Raw genomic sequence first — 25,820 nt, forward strand, 5'->3', positions numbered from 1 at the left:
CGTCTCACTCCGGGCGCACCGGGCGGTAGGTCAGGGATACGAGCTGTGGATCCCGCCCCGGGCCGGCGCTCACCAGCTCCCAGGCCTGGGCAGGGGATTCGGGCCGGTAGAACGTGGTGCCCTCCGCGAAGACGGGTACGACGGTCAGGCTCAGCTCGTCGACGAGGCCGGCGTCGCAGAGGGTCTGCCCGAACCGTCCATGCCCGTAGACGATCAGATCCCGCCCGGGGGTGCGCTTGAGTTCGGCCACGGCTTTCGCGGGATCCGCGGCGACCACGGTCGTGTTGGTCCATTCCGCCTCATCGAGGGTGGAGGAGAAGACGTACTTCTTCATCGTGTTGATGTGCTGGGCATAGGGGCCGGACGCGGCCGGCCACTGACGGGAGAAGACCTCGTAGGTACGCCGTCCCATCAGCATCGCCTCGCATTGCCGCAGGACCTCCAGGGAGCGCGCGGCGCTGCCGGGCCCGAAGTACGGTCCGGCCCAGCTCAGCGGCTCTGCGATGACTCCGTTGAGGGACACGAGGGCTGTCTGCAGGAGCCGCCGCCGGGGGCTGTCATCGATCGGGTTCATATCTGTTGGACTTCCGTCGGAGCCGGAATGCATCGGTGCCTCGGTGTCGAAAGCCCCCAACCGCCCCACGCGGTCCCGGGACGCCCGTACGCGGTTGCAGGACGCATTTGGCCCAGCGATGCATTCGGCACGGTCGTCGAGTCAGTACCAGTGACAACACGACCGGAAGGACACCTCATGACCGCACCCGCTGCCACCGGCAGGCCGCCCGCACTGCGCTGGGTACTGGGGCTGACCGCGGTGGCCGGACTCATCGTCGCCCTCGACCAGTTGGTCGTCGCCACCGCTCTGAACACCATCAGGCGTGACCTGGGCGCCTCAATGGACGATCTGGAATGGACCGTCAACGCGTTCGGTCTCGGTTTCGCCGCGCTGCTCATCCCCGCGGCCGAGTTGGGCGACCGGATCGGGCGCAAGCGCGCCTATCTGACGGGCCTGGTGCTGTTCGCCGTCGCCTCGGCGGCCTGCGCCCTCGCCCCCACCACCGGTGTCCTCGTCACCGCCCGGGCGGTGCAGGGCGCCGCGGCGGCCCTTCTGTCGCCCGCCGCGCTGGCGCTGCTCACCGAAGCCACCCCGGCCCGGCAGCGCGGCGCCGTCATGGGCGTCTACGCGGCCGTCATGGGGCTCGCCGTCGTCGGCGGTCCGCTGGTCGGAGGGGCGGTGGCCCAGGGGATCGCCTGGCAGTGGATCTTCTGGATCAACGTCCCGGTCATCGCGGTCGTCGTGCCCATCGCCCGCTCCGTGCTCACGGAGCACACCGGACGGCCCGCCGCTCCCGACCTCCCGGGCATCGTGCTCGCGGCGGCCTCGATGTTCGCCCTGGTGTGGGCGCTGGTGCGGTCCGGGTCCGCGGGCTGGGGGAGCGCGGAGGTGCTGGCCGCCCTGGCCGCCGGGGCCGTGGTACTGGCAGCCTTCGCCGTCCGGCAGGCGAGGGCCGTCCACCCCATGCTGCCGACCCGCCTGCTGCGTCGTCCGGCCTTCACCGCGGGGAATCTGTCGACCCTCATGCTGACCGCCTCGCTGTTCGGCACCGTTTTCTTCCTGGCCCAGTATCTGCAGGTCGCCCTCGGGTACTCGCCACTGGAGGCGGGGCTGAGGTTCCTGCCCTGGACGGCGACGCTGTTCTTCGTCGCCCCGGTCGCCGGCCGGTTGCAGGACCGGATCGGCCCGCGCGTCCTGATCTCCGCCGGGCTGCTCCTCCAGGGCGTCGGACTGCTGTGGATCGGCGTCAACGCCCATCAGCACCAGGGCTACACCGGCTCGGTGGCCGCACTCGTCCTGTCCGGCGTCGGCACGTCGATGGCCATGCCGGCCCAGCAGACGGCCGTCACGGCCGCCGTACCCCCCGCCATGATGGGCAAGGCAGCGGGCACCTTCAACACCGTGCGCCAACTCGGCGGGGCCCTCGGCATCGCGGTCATGGCAGCCGTCTTCGGCGCGGCCGGCGGCGAACAGTCCCCGGACGCCTTCGCCGACGGCTTCTCCGCGGCCGTCATCGTCGCCGCCGCCCTGGCCTTCACCGGCTCGGCATGCGGGCTGGCCGTCCCGGCACGGCACCGGGCGGAGACCCCGGTCACCTCACCGGGCGGCGCGGTCGGCGGATCCGTGGGGGAGGAACTCGGTGCCCGCTGACGACTTCAACGCGCTCGCCGCCTCCTACCGGCAGGAACTGCTCGCCCACTGCTACCGGATGCTCGGCTCGGTACACGACGCCGAGGACCTGGTCCAGGAGACGCTGCTACGCGGCTGGCGCGGATACGACCGCTTCGACGGCCGCTCCTCCCTGCGCACGTGGCTGTACCGCATCGCCACCAACGCCTGCCTGTCCGCGCTCGCCAGCACGCACCGCAGGGTCCTGCCCTCCGGCCTCGGCACCGCCACCGACAACGGGGGAGTGGACCTCGTACGCGCCGACGAGGTCTCCTGGCTCACCCCGCTGCCGACCTCCGAGCGGGCAGGGCAGGCGCAGGACCCCTCGGAGGTCACGATGCTGCGGGCCAGCACCCGGCTGGCTCTGGTGGCCGCCTTCCAGCGGCTGCCGGCCCGGCAGCGGGCCGTGCTGCTCCTCGTGGACGTGGTCGGACTCCGGACCGCCGAAGCCGCCGAGTTCCTCGGCATCACTGTCAACGCCGGCCGCAGCCTGCTGCAACGTGCCCGGGCCGCGCTGGCCGACGACCCGCCTGCCGAGGACGACGTCTCCGCGGACCCCGAACTGGACGAGAAGGTGCTGCGCCGCTACCTGGACGCTTTCGAGGCCGCCGACATCCGGCGTCTGGCCGAGCTGCTCCGGGATGGCGTGACGTACGAGATGCCGCCCATCGCCACCTGGTTCCGGGGCCGTGACGCCGTCCGCGAGCACTGGACGCGCCGGGTCTTCCGACAGCCCCGGCGCGCCCTGCCCCTGTGGGCCAACGGCTGTCCGGCTGTGGCCACCTACGTGCAGGGCTCCGACGGCGACTTCCGGGCGCACGCCATCGAGGTGCTGGAGATCCAGGGCGGCCTGATCTCCCGAGTCGTGGTCTTCCTGCACCCCGATCTGTTCCCCCGCTTCGGCGTCCCGCGCACGCTGTCGGGTACGACCGGATGATCCCGCCGCGCCTACCCCGCCCGCCGCACCCGCTGGACCTGCTCGCCCAGGCGTCCGAGGCGGCGCTGGACAGCCTGCACCGTGCCGCCCTCGCCGACCCCGACGCGCCCACCCCCTGCACCCGCTGGAACCTTTCCACGCTGGTGCGTCACATCACCGACTCCACCGCCTCGACCAGGGAGATCCTGACAGGCATGCCTCCCGGGCGGCCGCCGGAGCCCGGCTGCGGCCCGGCCCGGGACGAGCTGCGCCGCCTCCGGACCGCTGTGGCGGCCATGCCCCGTGAGACGGCCCGCGTGCGGTGGGGAGCTCTTCTGGGGAGCTACGAACTGGCCCTGCACGCCTGGGACGTGAACCAGTCCACCGGGTGCCCCGGACCCCTGCCGCCGACGCTGGCCGAGGCGCTGCTCGCCTTCGCCCCAATGGTCGTCGAAGGCGTCGACCGCACCGGCCTGTTCGCCCCTCCCCTCCCGCCGCCTCGACCCGGCCACCCCACCGACCGACTGCTCGCCCTCTTCGGACGCCGACCCCGATAGGAGACGGCCCCTCCGACGAACGCCCACGTGTCCGAAAGCGAGTCGGAGACGGCCGACGGTCGACGGCCGGTCCGCTCACCCGGCACTGGCACTCGAGTAATTGTTCACGGATGCGGGCGTGCCGATCTGAATGCAGCCCTTCCGGTAGGAGGAGCGGTGAGCATGCCGACCTCGGCTACGCGCTGGGCGCCTGGATGTAAGTCGTTACCCGCGCCCGGGCGAGGGCGGAGTGCGGTGTCAGCCGCCGGCCACGGCACGCACCGCCTCCTCGATCGGGGTGGCCCCGCTGAGCAGCTCGAGGATGCGCCCCGCGGTCCTGGGCTCGTGGAGCAGGGCGGCGAGCACCGCAGCCACATCATCGCGAGGCACCTGGCCGCGGTCCGTGTGCTCGGCGAGCGTGACGCGGCCGCTACCGGGGTCGTCGGTCAGCATCCCCGGGCGCAGAATCGTCCAGTCCAGTCCCGGACGCGAGGCGATGTCGGCGTCCGCCTCGCCCTTGGCCTTCAGGTAGGCGGCAAACACCGGGTCGGTGCCGGGCGGCGGCGGGTTGTCCACGCCCATCGCGGAGATCACCAGGAAGCGGCGCATCCCGGCGCGCTCAGTCGCGTCGGCGAGGAGGATGGCCGCGTTTCGGTCCACAGTCTGCTTGCGAGTCGCGCCGCTGCCCGGTCCGGCGCCCGCGGCGAACAGTGCCGCGTCGGCGCCGCGGAGGTGGCTGGTCACCTCGTCCACCGAGGCACGCTCCAGATCGCACACCACCGGTTCCGCGCCGTCCGCCCGGAGGTCGTCGGCGTGGTCTGGGTTTCGGATCAGCCCTGTGACATTGTCGCCGCGCGCCGAGAGCAGCCGGGTCAGCCGCCGCGCGATCTTTCCGTGTCCACCCGCGATCACAATGTGCATGGGGACATTCTTGCCACACGCGACCGCTTACGCCGCGGTGCGCGGCTGCTGCGGCAGGTCGGGTCCCGCGGTTGCCGTAAAGCCGGCGTACGCGCGCACCGCCCTGGTGGCGAGTACGGCCAGAGCGGTGCAGCGCCACGCAGCGCTTGGGCAGCATGCGGACGACGAGGCGAATGACGGCGATCTCCTGGTTGTCACGCTTCACCTGAACCCCACTCCGGCCGAGGCTTCTCTCGCGAGCGCGCCACCGAGGACTCGCGTGGCGCAGCGAACGTCGTCGAGAACGGGCAGCCGGCCCCCCGACGGCGACGGCCCGCCCCCTGCCCGGAGGCCGGCCGTCGCAGCACCCCGGGTGCGCCAGCACACATTTGCGGGCCTTGCGGCAGCCCGCGTCACCCCTCACGCCGCCTGAAATGCTCTGGTCCAAGGCCACCTCCGGGTTGCCGGGTTCCTGGTACACCTGGCGGGTCTCGCCGGCCGACTCGACCTCCGCGAGCGGACGGTCAATGGCCAACCGGGCCTCGTCGCGATGAACGGCAATCAGGTGCTGACCGTGTACGCGTTCGACATCGACGAGTCCCGCATTCGGCATATCTGGGCGATTCGCAACCCGGACAAGCTGCGGTCGTGGAGCAGTTGAGAGGTGCGTCGGGCTCGTGCCTGACAATTCCCGCAGCAGGGACGTCGATCGGTCGGGCCGTCGGCGCGGTGTGATGCCGTGCTCGAACCGGACGGACCGAGATCTCAGAGAGGAAGCACGGATGTCGTTCAACTCCCACACCCCGCATCTGACCGTTCGCGGCACGGACGAGGCATCCGCCTGGTACCAACAGGCCTTCAGAGCCGCAGAGCTCACCAGGCTGGTGGTACCCGGCGGCCGGCTGATCCACGTCCAGGTCCGCATCGGGACGCTCACCCTGATGCTTGCCGACGAATTCCCTGAGATGGGGTCCTTCGGGCCGCAGCACTTCGGCGGCACCTATGGTGCCGTCTACTTGCATGTCGACGATGCCGATGACACCTGGCAGCGGGTCGTCGGTGCCGGGGCCACGGTGATTCGCCGGTTGAGCGACGCTTTCTGGGGCGAGAGAGAGGGTCAGCTCCTCGATCCCTTCGGTCATCGGTGGGGGCTCACGCAGCATCTCCGCGACGTGCCGCTCGCCAAGCTCCAGGAGCTCACGAACGAAGCATTTTCCGGCTTTACCACAGGGTGAAGGCTGTGGGCTCGACGGCGCGTTTGCTGAGGGACTTTCCCGCGTCGCCTGACGAGCCCTGCGCCGGACGGTGCGGACCTGCAGCCTCTCGATGCTGCGGCGGTGCTGCACAAGCACGATGACTATCTGAAGATGTGGGCGCGGTGGGACCTGAGCCCAAGGTCGACTTCGTGCTGCTTGACCAGGCCCAGGACACCAACCCTGCTATGCGGGGCCCGGAACCTTTTGGCTGAGGGAGATCGAACGAGTCGGTGTCGGTGAGTTCGACGGGAACGCGTTCGGAGGCGGCGAGGTGGCGCTCTTCGTCTGTGCCCTGATGCCGACACGCCCTTCGCCGTCATGGAACCTGTCACGCGACCTGCCGTTCCTCCTGGCGAACGTGGTTCTGCGGCACGGATCCGCATCGGATCCGCCTGCTGCCGGACGGCTCGTTGAGCTGTAGCGCGGGGTCCGCGTCGAGCCGCCAGGACCGGGTACTGGGCCCAGCCGCGGATGGGGGAGTCGGGAGCCGGGAGTCGGACTACGGCTCCGCACGGCACTCCGCCGGCGGATGTAGGCGGCGTTGGTCGCGGCATCTGCTCTGCATGGCTTCGGGGGTCGGTGCCGTTGAGGGCGACGTGACACAGGGCGGCGAAGTCCGACTCGACGCGGTTCCGCCATGGTCCGCAGGTCGGCAGGAAGGCCAACTCGGTTGCCGCCCTGGCTGGAACGGTTGGGATGCTTGTGCCGGGGGAAGCCGTCCAAACTCTCGACGTACACCACCCGCCCGTCAGCCGGCGGGGTGTCGTGTCCTCTCGAATTCCGGCCCACGCGCTCGGATCCAGCCCGGAGTGCCGGGCGCGGCGGCGCTTCTCCAAGGGAGGGCGGACGGCATGTCGCCGCACTCGCCTGACCGGACCGTGAACATAAATTAGTAATAATCGTTGACATGGTGAGAACGCAGGGTCACAGTCGTCGTCGTGGCGCCGCCGCCGCGATCCGGGTGGCCCCTTTCGGCGGGGCGGGGCGCCGACGATTCCCCCAACTCTCTGGAGACACAGTGACTTCGCATCGTGCAGGTATGGTGCGTGCCCGACGGGCCGCGGCGGCCCTGCTAGCCACCGCGCTCGTGGGGATGGCCGCGCCAGGGGCGCAAGCGGCCGACTCGGCCGCTCCCGGCACCGTCGACCAAGGCGCGCCGCGCTACTACAACAGCGGCCTTGCCCCGACGCCGTACATGGGCTGGAATACCTACTACGGCCTGGGCGCTCCGACGGAGAGCGAGGTGAAGTCCGTCGCCGACCACCTGGTCAGCAGCGGCCTCAGCGACAGCGGCTACAACATCGTCTGGCTGGACGGCGGTTGGCAGGCCGACACCCCCCGCGACAGCCAGGGACGGCTGACCCCCAACGCCACCCGTTTCCCGTCCGGGCTGCCGTCGCTCGTGACGTACCTTCACCAACGCGGGCTCAAGGCGGGGATCTACACCGACGCGGGCACCTACGACGGCGGAAAGAGCTGCGGGCTCGGGAGTCGCGGGTACTACGAGCAGGACGCGAAACAGTTCGCGGACTGGAAGTTCGACGCGGTCAAGGTCGACTTCCTGTGCGGGATCGGCGCGAAGCTCGACCCGGGCCCCGCGTTCAAGGAGTTCAGCGACGCCCTGGCCAAGGTGGGGCGACCGATGCTGCTGAACATCTGCAACCCCCTCACCGACGACTGGGCGCTCTCCCACACCCCGGCCCAGGACGCGCACAACACGTACATCTACGGCCCGACGACAGGAGACTCCTGGCGCACGGGCACCGACCTCGCCCTCGGCACTCCCTCCGCCGGGGTGTGGACCAACATCCTGCGCAGCGCCGACGCGAACGCCTGGCACCCCGAAGCGCAGGGCCCGGGCCACTACAACGACCCGGACTACCTGCTGCCCATGAGGAAGACCGCGAACGGCTCGTACGAGCTGAACGAGGAGGAGTCGACCTCCCAGCTCGTGCTCTGGTCGGTCATGGGCGCCCCGCTGGTGATCGGCTCCGACCCGCGCACCCTTCCTCAGTCGATGATCGACACTCTGCGCAACCCCGATATCCTCGCGGTCGACCAGGACCCCCTGGCCGTTCAGGGTGTACGGGTCGCCACCGACTCCACTGGCGACGTCTACAGCAAGGTCCTCCAGGGCGCCGGCAAGCGCGCGGTCGTGCTGCTCAACCGCTCGAACTCTCCCGTCCAGCGCACGGTCACCTTCGCCGACGCCGGGCTGACCGGGAGCATAAGCGTCCGCGACCTGCGGGCTCGCCAGGACCGGGGGACATACACCGGGTCGTTCACCGTCACGGTCCCCGCCCATGGCACCGCCTTCTTCAAGCTGTCCGGCACGGACGCCGCCCCCGGTGTCCCGCTGGGGACGGGTTCCTCGGCCAGCCCGGCGATCGTGGCCAATGGGACCACACTCACCGCGTTCACCCGTGACGCGAACGGCGCTCTGATCCAGCGCACGGGAAGCGACGGATCGTGGACGGGTGCCTCAGTGAACCTGGGCGGCCCCGTCTCGGGTTCGATCCTTGGCCAGCCGGCTGCGTACGGCTCGTCCGGCGGACGGATCGACGTGTTCGTACGAGGCACGGACGACGCCACGTATCTCAGGACCTTCAGTGGCGGCACCAACGGGACTTGGGGGGCCTGGCAGAGCATCGGCGGACAGATCACGGATGCCCCCAGCGTCGCCTTCCGGGGGCCGGGCGACTGGACAGTCTTCGCGCGCGGCGCCGACGGCCTCGTCTGGCAGACCGGTCCGGCCGGGGCATGGAGCTCGGTAGGCGCGCCCGGTGGCGCCGCGACGTACGGGCGGCCCTCGGCCGTTACCGACTCGGCGGGCCGCACCCACGTCGCCGTTCGGACGGCCGACGATTCGATCTGGGAGCGCGTGCGTTCGGCGTCAGGCTCTTGGTCGGATTGGACCTCGCTCGGCGGTACGGTCAGCGGCAGCCCGACGTTGGTGGCCGCGGGCGGCAGCGTCTACCTCTTCGCCCGAGCTGCCGACTACACCCTCTGGCAGCGTAACTACTCCGCCGGCGGAAACGGCGCCTGGGGTGGCTGGTTCTCCCGTCCGCCGTTCGTGAGCGCGGTGTTCGAAGGGTCGCTCGGCGGGGTCGCGGCACCCGACAACACCGTGCTGATCGCCTACCGCGGGGTCAACGGGGTCGTTTACCAGAGCCGACTGTGACGGATCCGGCAGCCTGACCGTCGGGCTGCCGGAGCCGCACAGGGGCGTGATCCGAAAGCGCTGACGCAAGGCGCGACGACGGCGCCGGGCGCGGTACGGCGCCACGCGGGGTGGCCGGGGCCGTCCGCGTACATCCAGTACGCGGACGACTCTCCACCCTGCAACGCTCGCCGTTGAGGCGGTCCAAGGCGTTTTCCCCCAACACTGATGCTGGCGAGGTGTGCGCGCCGGGTGCAGTGCTTGATGAGGATGGGCGTACAGGCGCTTGAGTGAGACGGTGTCGGGGTGCAGAAGATCGGAGGCGACGTGCCGTGGGGCCGAGTCTCATGTCGCGCGGGTGGTCGAGACAGTACAGCAAACCCTCGGCCTACTCGCTGGGTTCCAACCCAGCATGGCGGTGACTCAGATGAGACGGCACGTCAGCGGCGACGCTGAAGCGGTGACCGGTGGCGGTACACGGGCACAGGCGGAGAAGCCCTCTGATCTGGCCAAGAAGTCTTGGCGAACGGTGCTGCGGGGCACCGTCAAGGAATTCGGCGGACCATCTGCCCGATTGGACCGCGGCACTGACCTACTGTCCCTTGACACTGCGGTGTGCTGGCCATCTTCCTGCGCTGCTCGCTCCGGTTTCGGTTCTGGGCGCGCTTGGGAGTTCGAGCATCAAGCCGCTCATGGCCAACGTGGCGACGCTGGCGCTGGGCCCCCGCTCGCGACAGGCGCGGCAGGTGATCAGCCGCCCGCGCCGGTCGGCCCTGCCGCCCGGCGGAGCACCGGCCCGAGTGGACGCAGAGCGTGGCGGCCCGGTGATCAGAAGGCCCACGAGCGAGGCCACAGCGCCGACGGCGTGGGCGATAGCGCTGCCGGTCCTCTTCAGCCCTCAAAACGGCTCGTGCACGTTGCGCTGGACCGAGATCGCTCACGTTCACGTACCCATGGAGCAGTAGGGCGCCCAGCGCGGAGACGGACACCAGGAACGGGAACACCCACACCGGCCGCCTGCGACCGAGCAGCTGGACCAGCAGCCAGCGCCGCACGGCGACACGTGACGCCACTGCCGGCGGCGCTGACGATTGCTCCGGACAGCAGGTCGCCTGGTGATCGAAAACCGGGACGGCCCGCCATCCCGCCCGACGGGCCCGCACTCGTAAGCGGCACCTGGCTTGACTTGCGGTGCTCAGAGCCGGGATCGCACGTCAGGGCAAGTGGCCTGCATGCGGTTGCGTTCGACGTGCAGGCCACTCAGGTGGGCGGAATCAGACCGCTAGGTCACCCCCAGGACGGGTCCCAATTGGAGACGGGGGTGTTCCTGATGATGCGCCGGATAGCAGCGATCATGGTTGTTCACCTCCTTCCGAGCGTGTGAGTCGAAGGCTTGGGGGTCCGGTGGAGGGCGAAGGGGCGGCAGACCGCGGCGTTGGTCACGAACGGGGACATGTTGCCGCCTGTGACGGTCAGGTGTGCGTCGCTCGTGAGGGCGCTCACGGTGTCCACGATCATGGTGTGCGCGACCGCCGCTCCGGCGCAGGTGAAAGGGCCGGTGCTGTAGGGCAGGTAGGGGCCGTGTCCACCTGGTTCGGCCCAGCGTTGCGGCCGGAACATGTCGGGCTGGGCCCAGCGGGTTTTGTCATGGTGCAAGAGGTAGGGGCTGACGGACAGGACCGCGTCGGGCTGGAAGGAGATGCCGCCGAATTCGATGGGGTGGGGGACGGGACGGCCGACCATCCAGACCACCGGACGATGTCGTGCCGCCTCGCGGGCGATCCAGTCGGCGGGCCATGGCCACGGGGAACCCGGTGTGTTGTGGAGGCAGGCCAGCAGCAGTGACCACGCCACCGAGTGGCCGACGGTCTCAACGATTGCCGAGTACATCTGCAGGTACAGGTCGGCTACGGCGGGGCTGGTGACCTCGTTGGGGCACGCGCCGATCGCGGTGTCCAGCATGTCGCGCGGCTCGTCGGCACGGATGCCCTCCTCCCGGCGAAGTGTCACCTGTTCGGCCAGGGCTCGCTTCAGCTTCGGGCGCAGCATCTCGACCCGTGCCCGCTGCCTCAAGCGCGGCGCGCGGAGCAATATGCCGATGCGTACGGCTTGAGCCAACAACCGGTGCAACGGTGGTGAGACCTGGGGGTGTAGGAGCATGTCCGCAGTGCACTGGTACGCCAGCATCGTTCCGGCTCCCGGCCATTGACTGGCCTCGGGGAGTCCGGCCACGGCCCTGGCCACGTTGTCCCGGTACTCGGGCAAATGCGCCCGCATCAGTTTTCGTACGGCGCGGCCGAACTCGGTCTGGGCTGGCCTTGAGGGCAGCAGGTCCCCGAAGAAGGTGGACCGTTCCGAGTTGAAGACCGGGTCGCGGAGCACCCGGAGTGCCAGGTCGGGATCGCCCACACACCAGGTGCCCCACGGCAGACGAAACACTCCCGACGGACTGCGGTGACAGAAGTCTTCGATGAACCCCAATGGATCTCGCCGGAACCTGAGCATTTCCATCCTGCTCATCAAGGCCCCTCCCGCACCGCTCGCAGGCCCTGTCCAGCACACCGGACGGATCTTGCGAGCAGTAACTGTCGCATCGCACTGTGTATCCACTGTGTTGGCGCCAACGAAAAACTACTCTTTTCTCACTCACTTCGCATTTTGACGATGAGCTGCCCAATGTCCTGGACCGTGTAGAGGGCGGGTCTTGCAGGGATTTTGCGGTCGGCGTAGTTCCTGGCAGGCGGCTTCCAGGGATGCCGGCAATGGCTGGAGGAGTTGGTGTTCCCGTCGATCGCGGACGTCGAGGTGCTGTGCGTAAACGTGAACGAGATGGCGCGTGTCGACACGCTCCGGATGGTGGCCGAAGCGTTGTTTCAGCTGGGGATTCGTCGCTTCGCCTGCGGGAACTCGGACTGCGTACGTTGCACCCTCGTCGAGTAACTGCCCGGCCGAGACGCCGGGCAGGCAGTCCCAGCGGACGCCACGGCCGCGATCCGCCCTCGCTGTAGTCGGTTTGGCCCTCATGGGCCCGGCCGGGGTCAGCATCGCCAGAGTCCTCGGAATGTCCGTCAGCCGCAGCACGCTGGCTCCTGCTGGTGGAAGCGGCGACTCGAACGCGTGCCTTCGGATCGATACGGCGAGCGGTGCCTCGAGGTGGCGGCCGCCTGGGGCAGGCCGGCCATGACTGCAGAAGTAGCAGGGCGGCAAGCCTGGGCAGCCAGCGGTGCCTCGTCAGCGGGTCACTGGCCCTGGGCGATCTCCCACATGTAGCCGTCCAGGTCTCGGAAGCTGGCGGTACGCGGACCCCAGCGCCTGTCCATCGGCCCGTTGACGAGCTCAACGCCTGCCGCGGCGAGCTCCGCGCACTTCGCGTCAACGTCGTCCACCTCGACGGTGAAGAGCAAGCGCACACCCGCCTCTCGCGGGGCCGCAGTCGCCGGATCGATGAGTTCCGGAACGTGCGTCGTCCGCAACAAGTTGATGATCGTCCCGCCGAACTTAAAAGCGACGGAGTGCTCGTCCTCGAAGAGGATCGGGGCCTCGAAGACATTCAGATAGAACTTCTTCGAGGCGGACAGGTCTTCGACAAAGATGGTGCTGGCGGCGATGCCCTCGGCCCATGCGCTCATGACAGCTCCCAGTTCGTTGCCGGTAACGGAGAACACAGCCTACGACCGTCCACTGACAACCCACGGCAGACCCTGGAAGCACGGCCGCCCTGACGCAGGCCCGATACCGAGAGGCGAACGCCTGACGTCGCCTCCTTCCCGGAAGCCCGAGGGCAGGCACTCGAGGAACTCAGACCGCTCGATCACGCGACTGCGGACTGCGCGGAGCGTGGTGCAGCTCAGCCCACCGGGAGGGCCGGAGCATGCGGCGACGGTCACTTTGCCGCAGCGACGATCAGCATCGTCGCCCACTCAACCCCGGCGTAGGGCATGTCCGATGCGGCAGGTTGCGTAGCCAGCGGGCCTGCGCCCGCAGAGTTGAGACGTCAGCCATCTCGCTCAACCGCCGGGGTGTCGTGGGGTGCGCACCGAGCCTCTACGGGCCGATCGGTGGCGCCGCTGCACGGGCTGCTTCGTGGCGTGCTTGTCCCAGCGATGTGGTGGCGGTGGACGGGTGCGAACATCTGCTCGGGTGTGGGGAAGGTGGGCGCGTCGCTTGCCTGGCCCGCCTCGGCCCTGTTCTTGGCGGCGGCATCGGTGCCGACCATCGTGCCAAGTGGGCGAAGTGGGCGCCTCCGGCGGCGCACTGACCTCAGGACAAGGAACACCACGGTGGCCCCCAGCACGACATCGGCCGCGTCGGCTATCTCGACGAGGAGTCACGGCGCACCCAGCAGATGCGGCACCTTCGCGGCGATCATGCCCACGCCTGCGAGGAGGGGCCGCCATGTCCGGAGATCGAGGCGGTCCCGCAGATCCGCGGCGAGGACGGCACCGGCGAGGGTCCCGAGCCGGTTACTGCGGCTGTCGAGCCCGGCGCCGCCCGCTCCGGTCGACCCCGAGCCCGCCCCGGTGGTCCTGCACTGTGTCCGGGAGCCGCAGCCTCGCGTGCTGTCCGGCCCGCCGAATCCCCTCCCTACGGGAATGACACCAGTGCTACCGTTGCCACCATGAGCGCATCCGAGAAGGCCGAGAAGAAGGCCATGAGCCTCAGGTTCCCCACCCCGGAGCAGTACGACGCCATCGCCGGGGCCGCGAAGGCCGCCGGGGTGAGCATGCAGGAGTATGTGCTTTCGGCCGCCTACGAGCGCGCCACGGCAGTCGAGAAGATCTTCCTGGACGCTGCCCGGCAAGCCTCGGAGTACACCCGCGAGGCCTTCGCCGAGCTCGGCGACGACCAACCCGACACCGACCGGCACGCGGCCGCGCTGGCCGCAGAGCGCCGCCTGGCCGAGCTGGACCGTGCCGAGGCGGGCCACGGGAACGCCGCGTGATCCACAGCATCGACGTGCCGTTCCTGCTGCACGCCGCCGAGCAGATCGACGGCGACCCACAGGTGCACGAACTGGGCGTGCTCTACGCCGCGGTCGCCCGTGTCCACTCCAGCGCCATGGACCAAGACTGCTACGGCTCGGACCACCTCAAAGCGGCCGCGCTCATGCATGAACTCGCGCGGATCCCCTGCCTGGAGCACTCGAACCTGCAGTTCGCATGGGTCAGTACCGTCGGGTTTCTGGCCTTGCAGGGCCACCGCCTGGACTACCCGCCCAAAGACGCCGCGGCTCTCGTCCGCGACGCGGAAGCCGGCCTGGTCACCGTCAAGGAGATCGCCGTGACGCTGCGCGGATGGACCGTCCGGTAACGGCGACGACATCGTGGGGACGGCCCGGCCCCCATGGGCTTCCCCGCAGCCTGTCTGACCGCTGATGGCCGACCTCTGTAGAGCTACGGATCATTGGGAGGAAGCCGCGTCCACGTGCTGCCGGACTCCGGCTCCAGGTATAGGGCGTACGGACCTTCCAGGGCCGCAACTTCTAACCGGCAGTACCGGATCCTGAACCCTCCTTCGGGACCGACGCCTACGCCCGTGGACTTCCGCTGAGCGCATCCTGTTGCCGCGGCGTGGCCGTTGCCGTGACGTGCACCGTCCTTTGGCCACCGACACGAGCGGCTCCCGGCGTACACCCGTTCGGCCGATAGGAGTCGCCGCCCCGCCACCGTTTTGGTCTCATGGCCCTGAACCGCATCCGCGTTCGAGCGGGAGGTGGCCGATGTACCACATGAGCCCCGAACACGTAGCAACCGAGATAGGGACCCGGCAGTTGTGGCATGCCGTCGACTGCAACGGCAACACTCTGTGCGGACAGGCCTTGAGCGAAAAGGCGCTGCACACACCAGGCGTTACCCCCGAGGACTACTGCACCACCTGCATGCGCGCCGTCGGCGCCGCGGGTGCTGGACCAGGCCCGCGGCGAGAACTTGTCCATGACGGCCGCGCTGGAGCGGCTGCTGGAGATCGAGGTCGAGGCCACCGAGGCCCGCACGCTGGCCGCGAGGGAGCGGTTCGCCTGCCTGCCTGAGCCCTGGACGCTGGCGGACTTCGACTTCTCCGCCCAGCCCGGCGTCGACGAGAAGCTGATCCGCGACCTGGCCACCCTGCGGTTCCTGGACGACGCGTCGAACGCGTTGTTCGTCGGCCCGCCCGGCGTCGGCAAGACGATGCTGTCGGTCGCACTCGGCCGGGCTGCGGTCGACGCCGGCCACCGGGTCTACTTCACCACCGCGGCGGAGCTCGCGGCCCGCTGCCACAAGGCGGCACTGGAGGGCCGCTGGAAGTCGTGCATGAACTTCTTCGCAGGTCCCAGGCTTTTGATCGTGGACGAGCTGGGCTACCTCCCGTTGCCCGAGGACGGCGCCTCGGCGCTGTTCCAGGTGATCAACCAGAGGTATCTGAAGTCCTCGACGATCTTGAGTACCAACGTCGGCATTGCTGATTGGGCCTCGGCATTCGGGGACGCGACGGTCGCGGCGGCGATGCTGGACCGGCTCCTGCACCGGGCCACCGTCGTCGGCATCGACGGCCCGTCCTACCGGCTCCGCCACCACCAGTCCCGCGCCGAGACGCTTCGCCAGGGAGTGAACGCCCGTGTCTTTTGAACCCATCAGCCCCGCAGGCGAGTTGGACCGGACCTGCCCCGAGTGCGGCGCCAGCTTCACAGTCGACTCGGCGGCCAGCCGCCGCAAATACTGTTCACCGGTCTGCCGCGAGAAGGGTTGCGCGCACCTGCCCAAGCAACGGGTCTGCCCGCAGTGCGACAAGGAGTTCAACACCGACCTGAGCCGGAAGAGGAAGTTCTGCTCGGCCGAGTGCCTGGTCGAGTTCCGTCGCAGCGAGGAACAGAAGGAGGCTCGCCTCTGCCCGGTTTGCGACAACCCCTTCCAAGCACCAAAGACCGTCCGAACCGTCTACTGCTCGATGGCCTGCCGCCAGGAAGCCGAACGCGTCCGTGACCAGGCCCTCAACGAGGAACGGGACCGACGCCTCGCCCAGTCGGCGCCGCCCGCGCTGCCAGCCCGGATCGAGCTGCCCCCACCGCCGCCACCCGCCCGGACAAGCACGCGGCAGCAGGCGCCGGTCCGCGACCCCCTGGAGCCGACCGCGACCCGGAACTGCCCGCACTGCCAACAACCGATCACCATCGTCGCGCTACTGGCCACCCCGGAGGCCGCCCGGCCGACCATGCCCCATCACCGCACCGACGTCGTCCCTCTGCGGAGGACTCCCTGAGCAGGCCCTACGTCTGTCCCCGGCTCACACGTCGAGCTGGGGACAGACGGTGTCGAGGAGGTCGGGGCCCTGCCCGGTTGGCTAATCGTCGAACTCGAAGCCCGAGGTCTCCGCCCGGGCGATGATGTCGCGGACCGCGTCGGAGCTTGTGATGACGGACTGAAGGGCCGTCTTGAGTTGCGCGAGATCACTCGGAGTCCCGACCGCACAGAACATGCCGGCCTCGCTGTCGAAGTCGAGGCGCTTAGCAATGTCCGGACAGGCAAACTGCACGAGACCTTCCCAGAAGTACCCGTTCGGCTCGTGCCGCGTCGGCAGGCAGGCCACCGACGTCCAACGTCAGCGAGTGTTCGCCGTCGAGGTCATGAAGCTGGATGGTCACGGCCGCGATCTTCTCACGCCCAGCTCCCACCCCGGTGATCCCGTCCAGATACGGCATTAGCCCCTACAGACCGCCAGGGCCCGGCAACCTTCGGTTGCCGGGCCCTGGCGCTGATGCTGGTCGCTCCCCATTAATCCCCACTTCGTTGAACGCCAGACGAACTGAGGCGAGCAGCATCCCTGGCCGTTTTCGACCATCCTCATCACCAGGTCACACTGGGCAGGTGCAGGGGGCGGTATAACGGAACCCGCCGCCCTCATCGCCATGGGTTGGCCCCTGCCGCACCGGCACGCGGCGGGGGCCTTGTCCTGTCAGACCGCCCGGACGTACACCTTCGCCCCGGAGTGGAACCGCAGCGTCATCCCGTGGTGCCCCGCCTTGGTCTCCTCCCGCTTCGACCACTCCTCGATCGACGCCAGCTCCTTCGAGCCGGCCGCCGAGAGCAGGTGTGCAAGCCACGCCTCCCCTGATACCCGGTCCGGCTTCGCCGCCAGGTCGACCTCGCCGAGCGGCGCCATCGGCGCCTCGCCTTCGACCGGCACCTCCGGCTGGTCGTACTTGTCGCCCGGCGCGGACTCCGCGATGATCTGCCACCGCAGCGCTGTCCCCGTCGTGAACTGGACCTCGAGGCCGTACGGTTGCCTGCCCTCCCCGGCCTCCTTGAGCGTGAGGACCTTGCTGACGAGCGGGTGTCCGGCCTGGCGGACCGTGTCGATGGCGAACGTCTCGAAACGATCAGGACGCATGGGGGACCTCCTGGGCGTCGCTGGTGGGGCGCCGACCAGTCTACGAACGGGCGACGGACCCAGAGCGCGGCGGCCAGCAGAGAGGGCTTTGCCTGCCGGGGCGGAGCATGCCGAGTTCTCATCTGCCGGGGTGCTGGTCGTGGCCCATGCCGACCGGCAGCCTTTTCGCGACATCGCCGTCCGTGGCGAGGGCGCGTGGAATGCGGGGCGTGAGTCACGCGTCCCTGCCACCCCATAGGGATGTCTGGACGCAGGAGTCCACCGCCGCAGCCAGCTGGGCACTTCAACAGGTTGAGTGGCCGGCTTTTCACCATTGCCCGTGGCGCGGCCCTGTCGCGTGCGCGCCGCTCATCGGTGCGGGCGGAGTCCATCGAGGATCAGAGCGAGCATGTGGGGTGCCCGGTCCTGAGGGCTGGTCGCGGCGCGCCGCAACGCTCCGGTGAGATGGAGGAAGTCTCCTGGGTCGGCATCCGGGCGGATACTGCCATCTCTTTTACCGGCGTCGAGGAGTTCTGTGAGCGCGGCGATGACCGGCCCGTAGCTCTGCTCGCTGATCGCCTGTTGCGCATCCGGGCTGAGGATGTCGCCGAGGCCGTGCTTTGTGCGCATGGCCTCGACGAGGTCGGTCGTCCAGTGACGGAGCGCTTCAAGTGGCGGCATCCGGGCCAGCAGGTCGGGGACGGTGCCGGCGATACGCCTCACCTCGTCCTGATAGACGGCCAGGACCAGTGCCTCGCGTGTGGGGAAGTTGCGGTACAGAGTGCCGGCGCCGACCCCGGCGCGCTGAGCGACCTGGTTCATCGAGGCGCGACCGTCCTCGGCGAGTGCCTCGCGGGCGGCCGCGAGGATGCGAGCCCGGTTCTCGCGGGCGTCTGCACGGACCATGAGACCTCACTTGCTAAGTGGAGAACCTCTCCATTACAGTATCCGGAGAAGCTCTCCACTTACTTTAGGGGGGCGTCATGCAGGACAGCAAGCTCGGCCCGACTTGCGTGGACGTAGCACCGATCGCGATCGGTGCGATGGCCTACGACGAGCCCGACGTCGGGCCTCCGTCCGGCCGATGGGTGAGCGGGACGCGCGACCGCTGATCCGGCACGTGGTGGAGATGGGAATCAACTTCTTCGACACCGGCGCCGCGCCCGCCGACACCCCTTTTTGCCGCACGAATCGAGAGTTGAGGAGAGGCACATGGCACAAGTACTGGTCACCGGAGGAACCGGGTACATCGGAAGCTGGTGCATCCGGGCCCTGCTGGATGCCGGGCACGCCGTCCGCACCACGGTCCGCGACCTGCGGCGTGAACCGGCGCTGCGCTCCTTGCTGCACACGGCCACACTGTCTGGCGACGACCGTCTCATGGTCGTACGCGCCGATCTCGAACAGTCCGACGGCTGGGACGCTGCCGTCACCGGCTGCGAGTTCGTCCTCCACGTCGCCTCGCCGACCCTGCGCCACACCCCGGTCAACGACGACGGCCTGGTGGTCCCGGCGCGCGAGGGCGTTCTGAGGGTGCTGCGCGCCGCCCGCGACGCAGGCGTGCGCCGAGTCGTCCTGACCAGTGCCTTCGGCGCCATCGGGATCGGGCACCCCCCGCGCTCGACCCCGTTCACGGAGGAGGACTGGACCAACGTCGACAGCGACATCCCGCCCTACCAGCGGTCGAAGACACTCGCCGAACGCGCCGCATGGCAGTTCATCCAGGACGAAGGCGGTGGCCTGGAACTGGCAGCGGTTCATCCCGTCGGGGTTCTTGGGCCCCTGCTCGGACTGGACGACCCGCCGTCCCTGCGGCTGGTCCGCAGAATGCTCGAGGGACAAGTTCCTGCGTGCCCTCCCTTCGGGATGGGCTTCGTCGACGTGCGTGACGTCGTGGATCTGCACCTTCGCGCGATGACCGATCCGGCAGCCGCCGGCGAACGCTTCCTGGCGATCGCCGGACACAGCCTGCGCGTCATCGACATCGCACGCATTCTGCATGACCGCCTCGGTGAGCGGGCCGCGAAAGCCCCGACCCGTGAACTGCCCGTCTGGGTTGCGCGCGCACTGGGCATGGTGAACCCGGAACTGCGACTGCTCAGGCATCAGCTCGGCCGGGACCTCGACGCCACAAGCGCCAAGGCGGAGAAGCTTCTCGGGTGGCGAGCGCGGCCCATCGAGGACACCATCGCGGACACCGCTCAGAGTCTTCTCGCCCACGGCATTGGGACGAAGACCGGCTCGTAAACGACCGATACCGACACCGACACCTACGGCGATGGCGGCCCCTTCGCTCGCGCGCTGGTGGCCTGGCGGGCGGTGCAGCCGGCGGCCCTTGTTCGGGGGAGCTGATGGCCGGTCGCGGATGCGGTCGGGGTGCCGGAGGTGTCGCCGACCGGCGCCGGGCGAAGCGGAGTGGATCGCCTCAAGGAGAAGTGAGAAGTGTCGCCCACACTGCGTTGCCTCCGGTGCGCACGGACCGGGTGACGCCCCACTTCTCCGAGATCTGCCGTACGAGCATGAGCCCCCGGCCGTTCTCGTCCTCGGGGCCCGGGGTGCACGCGGGCGGGCTGAGGTGTCCACGGTCGTGGTCGTGCGCCTCGATACGCAGGCGCCGGCCCGCGGCAAGGGTGATGCCGCACAGGATCCGGGTGCTGAGCGTGTGAACGACGGCGTTGGTGGCCAGCTCGGAGAGGATCAGCACGGCATCCGCGCGCGTCTCGCTCGGCACACCCCACAAGGTCAGCCGCTCGCCCATCGCGTGACGGGCGACCTTCACGCTCGCGCGCTCCGCCGGCAGCTCCAACCAGTGGGCCAGGTGCGGGAAGGACGCCGCTAAGGACCGGGGTGAGGGAGTCGTGTGGGGGGCCACGGCGGTCGCCTTCCATGGGAAACGTGCACGATGAGAGTGTCTCGGCAGGCCCGCGCCCCCCGTCGCCAAGGCACGCCAAGTCGGCTAGCACGCACGCGTGTTGCTCCCCACGTTCGCGTTCGCCTGTGTCGCTCAGGAGTAACTATGCCCGCAGGCCCGTTCACGCTGCAACCGAACACCTGATAATTTCAGATCGGCCGTATCGGTCTGGCGTGCTACCCAAGTCGCTGTCAGAATGGGGTCGATGACTGACCTTCAGGAGGTAGTCCGTGAGCGATGCGCGTTCGGGCGCAGCCACCAGTGCACCCACCGTTCTCCGCATGATCCTGGGCAAGCGCCTACAGGATTTGCGGCGTGGCGCGGGGGTCTCCCTGGATGATGCCGCACAGGCCCTGCGCGTAAAGCCGCTGACCATCCGTCGGCTGGAGAAGGCCGAGGTCGGCCTGAGGATTCTTTACGTCGAGAAGCTGCTCGAGACCTACGGGGCGGGGCAGGACGAGATCGCTGAATTCATCGCGATGGCCGAGCGTGCGAACGAGCCGGGATGGTGGCACGCCTATCGCGATGTGCTGCCGTCGTGGTTCACCGCTTACGTGAGTCTGGAGACAGGCGCGCGGACACTGCGCACCTACGAGCCGCACTATGTCACCGGGCTGTTGCAGACACAGGCCTACGCGCGGGCCATCTTGCGGGCGGGGTTTCCCAACGGCACCGAGGAAGACCTGGCCCGCCGTGTCGACCTGCGTCTGCGGCGTCAGAGCCTGCTGGACCGATCCGACGCTCCCACGCTGTGGGTGGTGATGGAGGAAGCCGTCCTGCATCGGGTCGTCGGCGGCCCCGATGTGATGCGGGATCAGATCGACCGGCTGCTGGAGGCCTCGGCGCTGGCGCATGTCAGCCTCGACATCGTTCCGTTCGCCGCCGGCGCCCACGTCGGGGCATGTGCGCCCTTCACATACTTCCGCTTCGAGGAGCCGGAGCTGCCGGACATCGTCTACAGCGAGATCCTCTCCGCCTCCATGTATCTCGATCAGCGCTCCGACGTCGCGGCCCACCTCGAGGCGCACAACCGGATGTCCCTGCTGACCTCCTCCGAGAACAGCAGGGCCCTGTTGAACCGTATGCGCAAGGAGTATTCATGACCATCACAGACGATCGCGTCTACAACGGCATGCCCGCAACGGACCTCGGCGAGAAGGGCTGGGAGTGCCCGTGGAGCGGCCCCAACGGCGGCCAGTGCGTGGAGACCAAGCGACTCGATGACGGCCGAGTGGCGGTGCGGCAGTCGACCGACCCCACCGGTCCGGCATTGATCTACACACCCGAAGAGATCACCGCGTTCATCGCGGGGGTCAAGAACGGCCTCGCCGACCACCTGACGGTCGGCTGAACCACCACGCTCACCACGACAAGGGGACAGGATGAGCAACTCCCACGCTGCGCGGGACCTGGACACCAGCAGGCCGCACTCCGCCCGCATGTACGACTACTACCTGGGCGGGAAGGACCACTTCGAAGTCGACAAGCAGGCGGCCGAGACCGTGGCCACCGTGTACCCGGGCATCTTCACCTGCGCACGGGAGAACCGCGCTTTCATGCACAGGGCGACCCAGGTCCTCGCGGTGGAGCACGGCATCCGCCAATGGCTCGACATCGGCACCGGCATCCCCACCGAACCGAACCTGCACCAGGTCGCTCAGGCCGCCGTTCCCGAGGCCAGGGTGGTGTACGCCGACAACGACCCCCTCGTCCTGAAGTACGCCGAGCGTTTGATGCGCAGCACGCCGCAGGGTCGCACCACGTACATAGAGGCGGACATCAACCGTCCCGAGGACCTCCTGGACGCCCCCGAACTGGCGGCCGTGCTGGATCTGGGCCGACCGGTGGCGCTGTCCATGAATGCCCTCATGCACTTCGTCACCGACGCCCAGGACCCCTACGGAATCGTGGCGCGCCTGCTGGAGGCCTTGCCCTCAGGCAGCGCTTTGGCTCTGAGCCACTGCACGCCCGACTTCGACCCGCCTACCTGGGAGAAGGTCACCGCCATCTACACCAACGCCGGCACCCCCGTGCAGTTCCGCACCCAGAAAGACGTCGCCCGCTTCTTCGACGGGCTCGACCTCCTCGATCCCGGAATCACGGTCGGTCACCGCTGGCGGCCCGCCGCCAACAACGTTGCCCCCCGACAGTTCACGGACGCCGAAGTCAGCCTCTGGGTCGGAGTCGGCATCAAACCATAGTCACACCAGCGGGCACGGTGAGCCGCCCAAGGCGGCCCACCACTTCCTTCCGGTCAAGCGGCCACGTGCAAAGCCTTTCGACGAAGGTGGAACCCCCAGCACTCGGAGAAGCCGCAGGCGCCTCGTACGCAGGCCGACCCGCCAGCACGGGCTGTCCAGGAGATATGCGCACGCAGGCCCGTCCCGGTCACCGGGGCGTGTTCCTGGGAACAGGGCCGCACAAAAGAACAGAAGTGAGTGACAGCGCGGGGCTCGTTCCCCGGGGCGCCGCGTCTGCTGAAGGGGCACGCGCCGTGCGTGTGCCCTGGTATGCCGCGATGGCCAATGCCTTCCCTGGATGCATCCTGGAAGTGGCGGCCCCATCTCCATCCCCATCCGCACCGATCCCGGATGGGGCCGCCCTGGTCGATGCACTAGTGTCTTGCGTCAGTAGTACGTCGTTGGATTTTTGATGAGTATTTCTGGCGGTGTGCAGCAGCGGCCTTACGACGTACGTGCTGTGTACTGGCGGCGCCTCGTCAGCCGGGGTATCCCGCGATCGTTTCGTGGTACGTCTTCCCGTTGCTCATCCTGAAGAGCCTGGCGATTCGCTGCTTCGTCAGAGCGGTTGCGATCAGGTCGCCGATGCGAGGCGACAGCGCCTCGCCGAGCAGCAGCATGTTCGCCATGCGCGGCAGCACGACACGTCGCTTCCCTTTCGCCACTGCGGCCACCACCGCGCGCGCCACAGCGTCCGCCGACAGCGGCGTCATGTGCCGGAACGGGGGCGGCATCTCCGCTTCGTTCGCCTCCCGCAGCAGGTCGGTTGCGGTGAGCGCCGGATAGATCACCGATACGCGGATGCCGCCGTCGGCCACCTCCTGGCGGAGGTTGTCCGAGAAGGCAGAAACGCCGTGCATCACGATTGCGTACGAGCCGAATCGGGCGAACGCCTTGCGTCCCATGACGGACGACATGTTCACGATCGCCCCTGAACCCTGCCGCCGAAGCACCGGAAGCACGCGCTGCGTTACGTTGATCATCCCGAAGAGGCTCGCCCGCATCGTTTGTCGGACGTTGTCTTCGAACGTCTCCGACTCGACGCAGCCCACCTTGCCGATCCCGGCGTTGTTCACCAGCACGTCGATCCGTCCGAACCGGCTCACCGCGGCGTTCACCAGGGCCCTTACCTCGTCGGGGGAGGTCACGTCCGTCGGTACCGACAGTGCTTCTGCCCCCAGAGCGCGAACTTCGCCCTCGACCTGGGCAAGCCGCTCCGCCGAGCGGGCCGCAAGGACCAGCAGCGCCCTTTCCCGGGCGAACGCCAGCGCAACGGCTCTGCCGATCCCCCGAGAAGCACCCGTGATCAGCACAACCCTGCTCGCAAATGAGACACCCATGACAGTCCTCTCTCGTTGTATATGCAACATCGACACGCGGGGCAGCCCTCGCACTACCCCTGTGACCGCTATACGTCCGGCGGGTAGCCCATCTCGCTCGCGATCTCTCGAACCGTCGTCGCGCCCGCCCCCAGAAGCTGGGCAGCGTGTTGCTGGGCCTGCCGCCACTCGGGCATCACGGACTCGATCTTGGTCCGGCCTGCATCCGTCAGCGCGACTTCGCGCATGCCCTTCGCGTCGGACGCCGAGGGCTCGATCCAGCCCTGGTTCACCAACAGGCGCAGATTCCGGCTGACCGTGGACCTCTCCAGCTGGAGCACTTCGCCGAGCCTGGCCGGCGGGCACGGGCCCACCTTCCCGAGGGCGGCCAGCAGGTTGACCTGGGCAATCGTCACCCCGTGACGCTCGAGGGCGCCGTCGTAGAGACTGGTGACCATCCGGCCTATCAACCGGATGCGCACCGCCAGGCAGTCCTGCACAATTTCGTCGACCGAGGTACTCACCTCTTCAATGTTGTATCTACACCAATCTCATGTCAAGCGCTCCACCGGGCTCTGTCCTGCCGGCCGTAAGCGTCCCGGCGATCTCCGTCTCGCTTCCCGCGGCGACCGGGACCGCCCACAGGGCGACCCGCGACCTCGAAGTCGTCGGTGCCGCCAGTCATGGTGTTCGGCGCAACGTCGTGGAGGACCGGGTGTTCGTACGACGTCTGCATCAGTCCAGGGAAGCGCGGCCTGGAAGTCCTGGCTGTCCGTGCGGTGCGCACAGAAGATGAGCGGGCTGCTGTGCGCGATGTGCTGCCCGCCACGGGCGCCGGCTCGGTGCCTGCGCTGATGCCGGACGCGATCCCGCTGCCGCCGCAGTGGCAGTCCAAGCGACGGTGGCCATGCACCGGTCGCCGTCCATGAAATCCAGTCGATGGAGTTGATGATCCACAGCGAGAGTGAGTACACAGCCTCCCGCGCCGGCCAACCCCAGCAGGCCCTGCTGGAAGAACGCCGGCTGGAGGACCGAGCACTGGCGCAGCAGTCTGCAGGAGGCGGTCGGGCTGCTGGAGCACGAGGTTGCGGTGCTGCGCGGGCAGATGGAGGGTCTCTACGCGGAAGCACCGGCAGGCGCCCCTGCTCTGGCGGAAGGCGCCTGGGGCATCACGCAGGCGCAGGCCGGCGAAGGTGCTCAAGGCGACGTGCTGGCGCGACTCCCAAGACGATCACCCGTATCGTCTCCCACCTTGACGCGGATCAACGTGCCGTGAATCAGCCGGAGTTCACCGCAGTGGTCGGGACAGGGCCGCGGGCCTGCAGGCGGGGGTGCATCCGGTCCCGGGTCAGAGTTTCTGCGGTGCCATAGGCGGGTGCTGACGGTGTCCGTGGGCTGGGCGCGTGTGTGCCAGGTCTCGGCGTGGCGAAGGTGAGGACACCACCGTGTTCGGGGGCTGGCTGGCCCCCGCGTGGGCCAGAGCGGCGCGGGCCGGCGTCGCGGAGCATGACACGGTCCGAGCGCAATCGGCCGACCAGCTCGATGGGCAGGTCCGACAGGACGTGGGCGAGGTGGGTGACGTCGTGGCCGGAGTCCACGACGATGAGCATGTCCGGGTCGCCAGGCTTGCGTCGGCCGGGCTGCCGGAGCCGCGTGGCGACGTCGCGCAGTTGGACGGCGGTCACCGCGGTGGCGTCGTTGGCCGGTCCAAGCCCGACGGCGTCCAGAACGGCGGTCCATGACGTCCGTCTTCCGGTACTTCGGCGGCGGGGGCGACGCCGAAGACCGAGCCGGCGATGCTGCTGGAGCGGTACGACCGCCTCGGGGTGCGGATTCGGTCTTTGCCCGCGATTCCAGGGTGGCTTGTACCGGCGGCGCCCCTGCCGAAAGTCCGGGCGGCGGCCCGCGCCCACGGAAGTCGCACCGCCTGCTCGGACTCGTCCTGGCATGATCCGGCGTCCGGCCGACACGGTGAACGGCAGGGCGGCGAAGAGAGCCGACGCATACAAGGGGCC

General features: G+C 68.9%; 25 protein-coding genes. 14 read left to right on the top strand and 11 right to left on the bottom strand.

Features of this window, described 5'->3' with window-relative positions:
• Positions 1-4: 4 nt before the first annotated feature.
• Positions 5-574 carry a dihydrofolate reductase family protein gene (locus PV364_RS30615; RefSeq protein ID WP_319663703.1) on the bottom strand — a complete coding sequence of 190 codons (570 nt, stop codon included), beginning with the start codon at positions 572-574 and terminating at the stop codon, positions 5-7.
• A gap of 177 nt (positions 575-751) precedes the next feature.
• Here PV364_RS30615 and PV364_RS30620 point away from each other — a divergent pair, with 177 nt between their 5' ends.
• Genes PV364_RS30620 through PV364_RS30630 form a run of 3 tightly spaced genes read left to right on the top strand, consistent with a single transcriptional unit; the run spans position 752 to position 3,697 of the window.
• Complete coding sequence (locus PV364_RS30620; RefSeq protein WP_319663705.1) at positions 752-2,206, top strand: MFS transporter; 1,455 nt, start codon at positions 752-754, stop codon at positions 2,204-2,206.
• On the top strand, positions 2,196-3,161 hold the full coding sequence (locus tag PV364_RS30625; RefSeq protein ID WP_319663706.1) for an RNA polymerase subunit sigma-70: 966 nt from the start codon (positions 2,196-2,198) through the stop codon (positions 3,159-3,161). Before PV364_RS30620 ends, PV364_RS30625 begins: the two co-directional genes overlap by 11 nt.
• Complete coding sequence (locus tag PV364_RS30630) at positions 3,158-3,697, top strand: hypothetical protein (RefSeq protein WP_319663707.1); 540 nt, start codon at positions 3,158-3,160, stop codon at positions 3,695-3,697. The genes PV364_RS30625 and PV364_RS30630 overlap by 4 nt, the downstream gene beginning before the upstream one ends.
• A gap of 237 nt (positions 3,698-3,934) precedes the next feature.
• Here the strand turns inward: PV364_RS30630 and PV364_RS30635 are convergent, their stop codons facing one another.
• A complete protein-coding gene (locus PV364_RS30635; RefSeq protein ID WP_319663708.1) occupies positions 3,935-4,597 on the bottom strand; it encodes an SDR family oxidoreductase in 663 nt (220 codons plus the stop codon).
• A gap of 761 nt (positions 4,598-5,358) precedes the next feature.
• On the opposite strand from PV364_RS30635, the gene PV364_RS30640 reads away from it, so the two are divergent.
• Entirely contained in the window at positions 5,359-5,811 is a 453-nt protein-coding gene (locus PV364_RS30640; RefSeq protein ID WP_319663709.1) for a VOC family protein, read from the top strand.
• A gap of 1,060 nt (positions 5,812-6,871) precedes the next feature.
• Complete coding sequence (locus PV364_RS30645; RefSeq protein WP_319663710.1) at positions 6,872-9,013, top strand: glycoside hydrolase family 27 protein; 2,142 nt, start codon at positions 6,872-6,874, stop codon at positions 9,011-9,013.
• A 1,341-nt stretch (positions 9,014-10,354) separates the two neighbouring features.
• Here the strand turns inward: PV364_RS30645 and PV364_RS30650 are convergent.
• The gene (locus tag PV364_RS30650; protein ID WP_319663711.1) at positions 10,355-11,401 is read right to left on the bottom strand and encodes a cytochrome P450; all 1,047 of its coding nucleotides are present in this window, start codon (positions 11,399-11,401) and stop codon (positions 10,355-10,357) included.
• Between the two features lie 830 nt (positions 11,402-12,231).
• Positions 12,232-12,621, bottom strand: coding sequence for a VOC family protein (locus PV364_RS30655; RefSeq protein WP_319663712.1), 390 nt, complete (start codon positions 12,619-12,621; stop codon positions 12,232-12,234).
• A 989-nt stretch (positions 12,622-13,610) separates the two neighbouring features.
• Here PV364_RS30655 and PV364_RS30660 point away from each other — a divergent pair.
• From PV364_RS30660 to PV364_RS30675, 4 genes are all read left to right on the top strand, one after another.
• Positions 13,611-13,934, top strand: a complete 324-nt coding sequence (locus PV364_RS30660; protein ID WP_319663713.1) for a DUF1778 domain-containing protein — start codon at positions 13,611-13,613, stop codon at positions 13,932-13,934.
• Positions 13,931-14,302 (top strand): fic family toxin-antitoxin system, toxin component, encoded by a 372-nt coding sequence (locus PV364_RS30665; protein WP_319663714.1) that lies wholly within the window; start codon positions 13,931-13,933, stop codon positions 14,300-14,302. Before PV364_RS30660 ends, PV364_RS30665 begins: the two co-directional genes overlap by 4 nt.
• Positions 14,303-14,892: 590 nt before the next feature.
• Complete coding sequence (istB, locus tag PV364_RS30670) at positions 14,893-15,597, top strand: IS21-like element helper ATPase IstB (RefSeq protein WP_415924623.1); 705 nt, start codon at positions 14,893-14,895, stop codon at positions 15,595-15,597.
• Positions 15,587-16,228: a hypothetical protein gene (locus tag PV364_RS30675; RefSeq protein WP_319663716.1), complete on the top strand. Its 642-nt coding sequence runs from the start codon at positions 15,587-15,589 to the stop codon at positions 16,226-16,228. The genes istB and PV364_RS30675 overlap by 11 nt, the downstream gene beginning before the upstream one ends.
• Positions 16,229-16,309: 81 nt before the next feature.
• Here the strand turns inward: PV364_RS30675 and PV364_RS30680 are convergent, their stop codons facing one another.
• The 3 genes from PV364_RS30680 to PV364_RS30690 all read right to left on the bottom strand — a co-directional run bounded on the left by PV364_RS30680 (position 16,310) and on the right by PV364_RS30690 (position 18,241).
• A complete protein-coding gene (locus tag PV364_RS30680; RefSeq protein WP_319663717.1) occupies positions 16,310-16,555 on the bottom strand; it encodes an Imm51 family immunity protein in 246 nt (81 codons plus the stop codon).
• A 366-nt stretch (positions 16,556-16,921) separates the two neighbouring features.
• Positions 16,922-17,356 (bottom strand): hypothetical protein, encoded by a 435-nt coding sequence (locus PV364_RS30685; RefSeq protein ID WP_319663718.1) that lies wholly within the window; start codon positions 17,354-17,356, stop codon positions 16,922-16,924.
• 348 nt (positions 17,357-17,704) lie between these two features.
• A complete protein-coding gene (locus PV364_RS30690; RefSeq protein WP_319663719.1) occupies positions 17,705-18,241 on the bottom strand; it encodes a TetR/AcrR family transcriptional regulator in 537 nt (178 codons plus the stop codon).
• Between the two features lie 306 nt (positions 18,242-18,547).
• On the opposite strand from PV364_RS30690, the gene PV364_RS30695 reads away from it, so the two are divergent.
• Positions 18,548-19,582, top strand: a complete 1,035-nt coding sequence (locus PV364_RS30695; protein WP_319663720.1) for an aldehyde reductase — start codon at positions 18,548-18,550, stop codon at positions 19,580-19,582.
• A 178-nt stretch (positions 19,583-19,760) separates the two neighbouring features.
• Here PV364_RS30695 and PV364_RS30700 read toward each other — a convergent pair whose 3' ends face one another.
• Entirely contained in the window at positions 19,761-20,207 is a 447-nt protein-coding gene (locus PV364_RS30700; RefSeq protein ID WP_319663721.1) for an ATP-binding protein, read from the bottom strand.
• A gap of 269 nt (positions 20,208-20,476) precedes the next feature.
• Between PV364_RS30700 and PV364_RS30705 the strand changes: the two genes are divergently transcribed.
• Genes PV364_RS30705 through PV364_RS30715 form a run of 3 tightly spaced genes read left to right on the top strand, consistent with a single transcriptional unit; the run spans position 20,477 to position 22,447 of the window.
• Positions 20,477-21,349, top strand: coding sequence for a helix-turn-helix transcriptional regulator (locus PV364_RS30705; RefSeq protein WP_319663722.1), 873 nt, complete (start codon positions 20,477-20,479; stop codon positions 21,347-21,349).
• The gene (locus tag PV364_RS30710) at positions 21,346-21,597 is read left to right on the top strand and encodes a DUF397 domain-containing protein (protein ID WP_319663724.1); all 252 of its coding nucleotides are present in this window, start codon (positions 21,346-21,348) and stop codon (positions 21,595-21,597) included. The genes PV364_RS30705 and PV364_RS30710 overlap by 4 nt, the downstream gene beginning before the upstream one ends.
• 31 nt (positions 21,598-21,628) lie before the next feature.
• The gene (locus PV364_RS30715) at positions 21,629-22,447 is read left to right on the top strand and encodes an SAM-dependent methyltransferase (RefSeq protein ID WP_319663725.1); all 819 of its coding nucleotides are present in this window, start codon (positions 21,629-21,631) and stop codon (positions 22,445-22,447) included.
• Between the two features lie 518 nt (positions 22,448-22,965).
• On the opposite strand, the gene PV364_RS30720 is transcribed toward PV364_RS30715, so the two are convergent.
• Positions 22,966-23,826 carry an SDR family oxidoreductase gene (locus PV364_RS30720; RefSeq protein ID WP_319663726.1) on the bottom strand — a complete coding sequence of 287 codons (861 nt, stop codon included), beginning with the start codon at positions 23,824-23,826 and terminating at the stop codon, positions 22,966-22,968.
• Positions 23,827-23,894: 68 nt separating this feature from the next.
• A complete protein-coding gene (locus PV364_RS30725) occupies positions 23,895-24,329 on the bottom strand; it encodes a MarR family winged helix-turn-helix transcriptional regulator (protein ID WP_319663727.1) in 435 nt (144 codons plus the stop codon).
• Between the two features lie 440 nt (positions 24,330-24,769).
• Between PV364_RS30725 and PV364_RS30730 the strand changes: the two genes are divergently transcribed.
• Positions 24,770-25,081, top strand: coding sequence for a hypothetical protein (locus PV364_RS30730; RefSeq protein ID WP_319663728.1), 312 nt, complete (start codon positions 24,770-24,772; stop codon positions 25,079-25,081).
• 1 nt (position 25,082) lies between these two features.
• Here PV364_RS30730 and PV364_RS30735 read toward each other — a convergent pair whose 3' ends face one another.
• The gene (locus PV364_RS30735) at positions 25,083-25,754 is read right to left on the bottom strand and encodes a transposase (RefSeq protein ID WP_319663729.1); all 672 of its coding nucleotides are present in this window, start codon (positions 25,752-25,754) and stop codon (positions 25,083-25,085) included.
• Between the last annotated feature and the right edge of the window lie 66 nt (positions 25,755-25,820).

Source organism: Streptomyces sp. MI02-7b, from assembly GCF_033793585.1.
Lineage (GTDB): Bacteria > Actinomycetota > Actinomycetes > Streptomycetales > Streptomycetaceae > Actinacidiphila.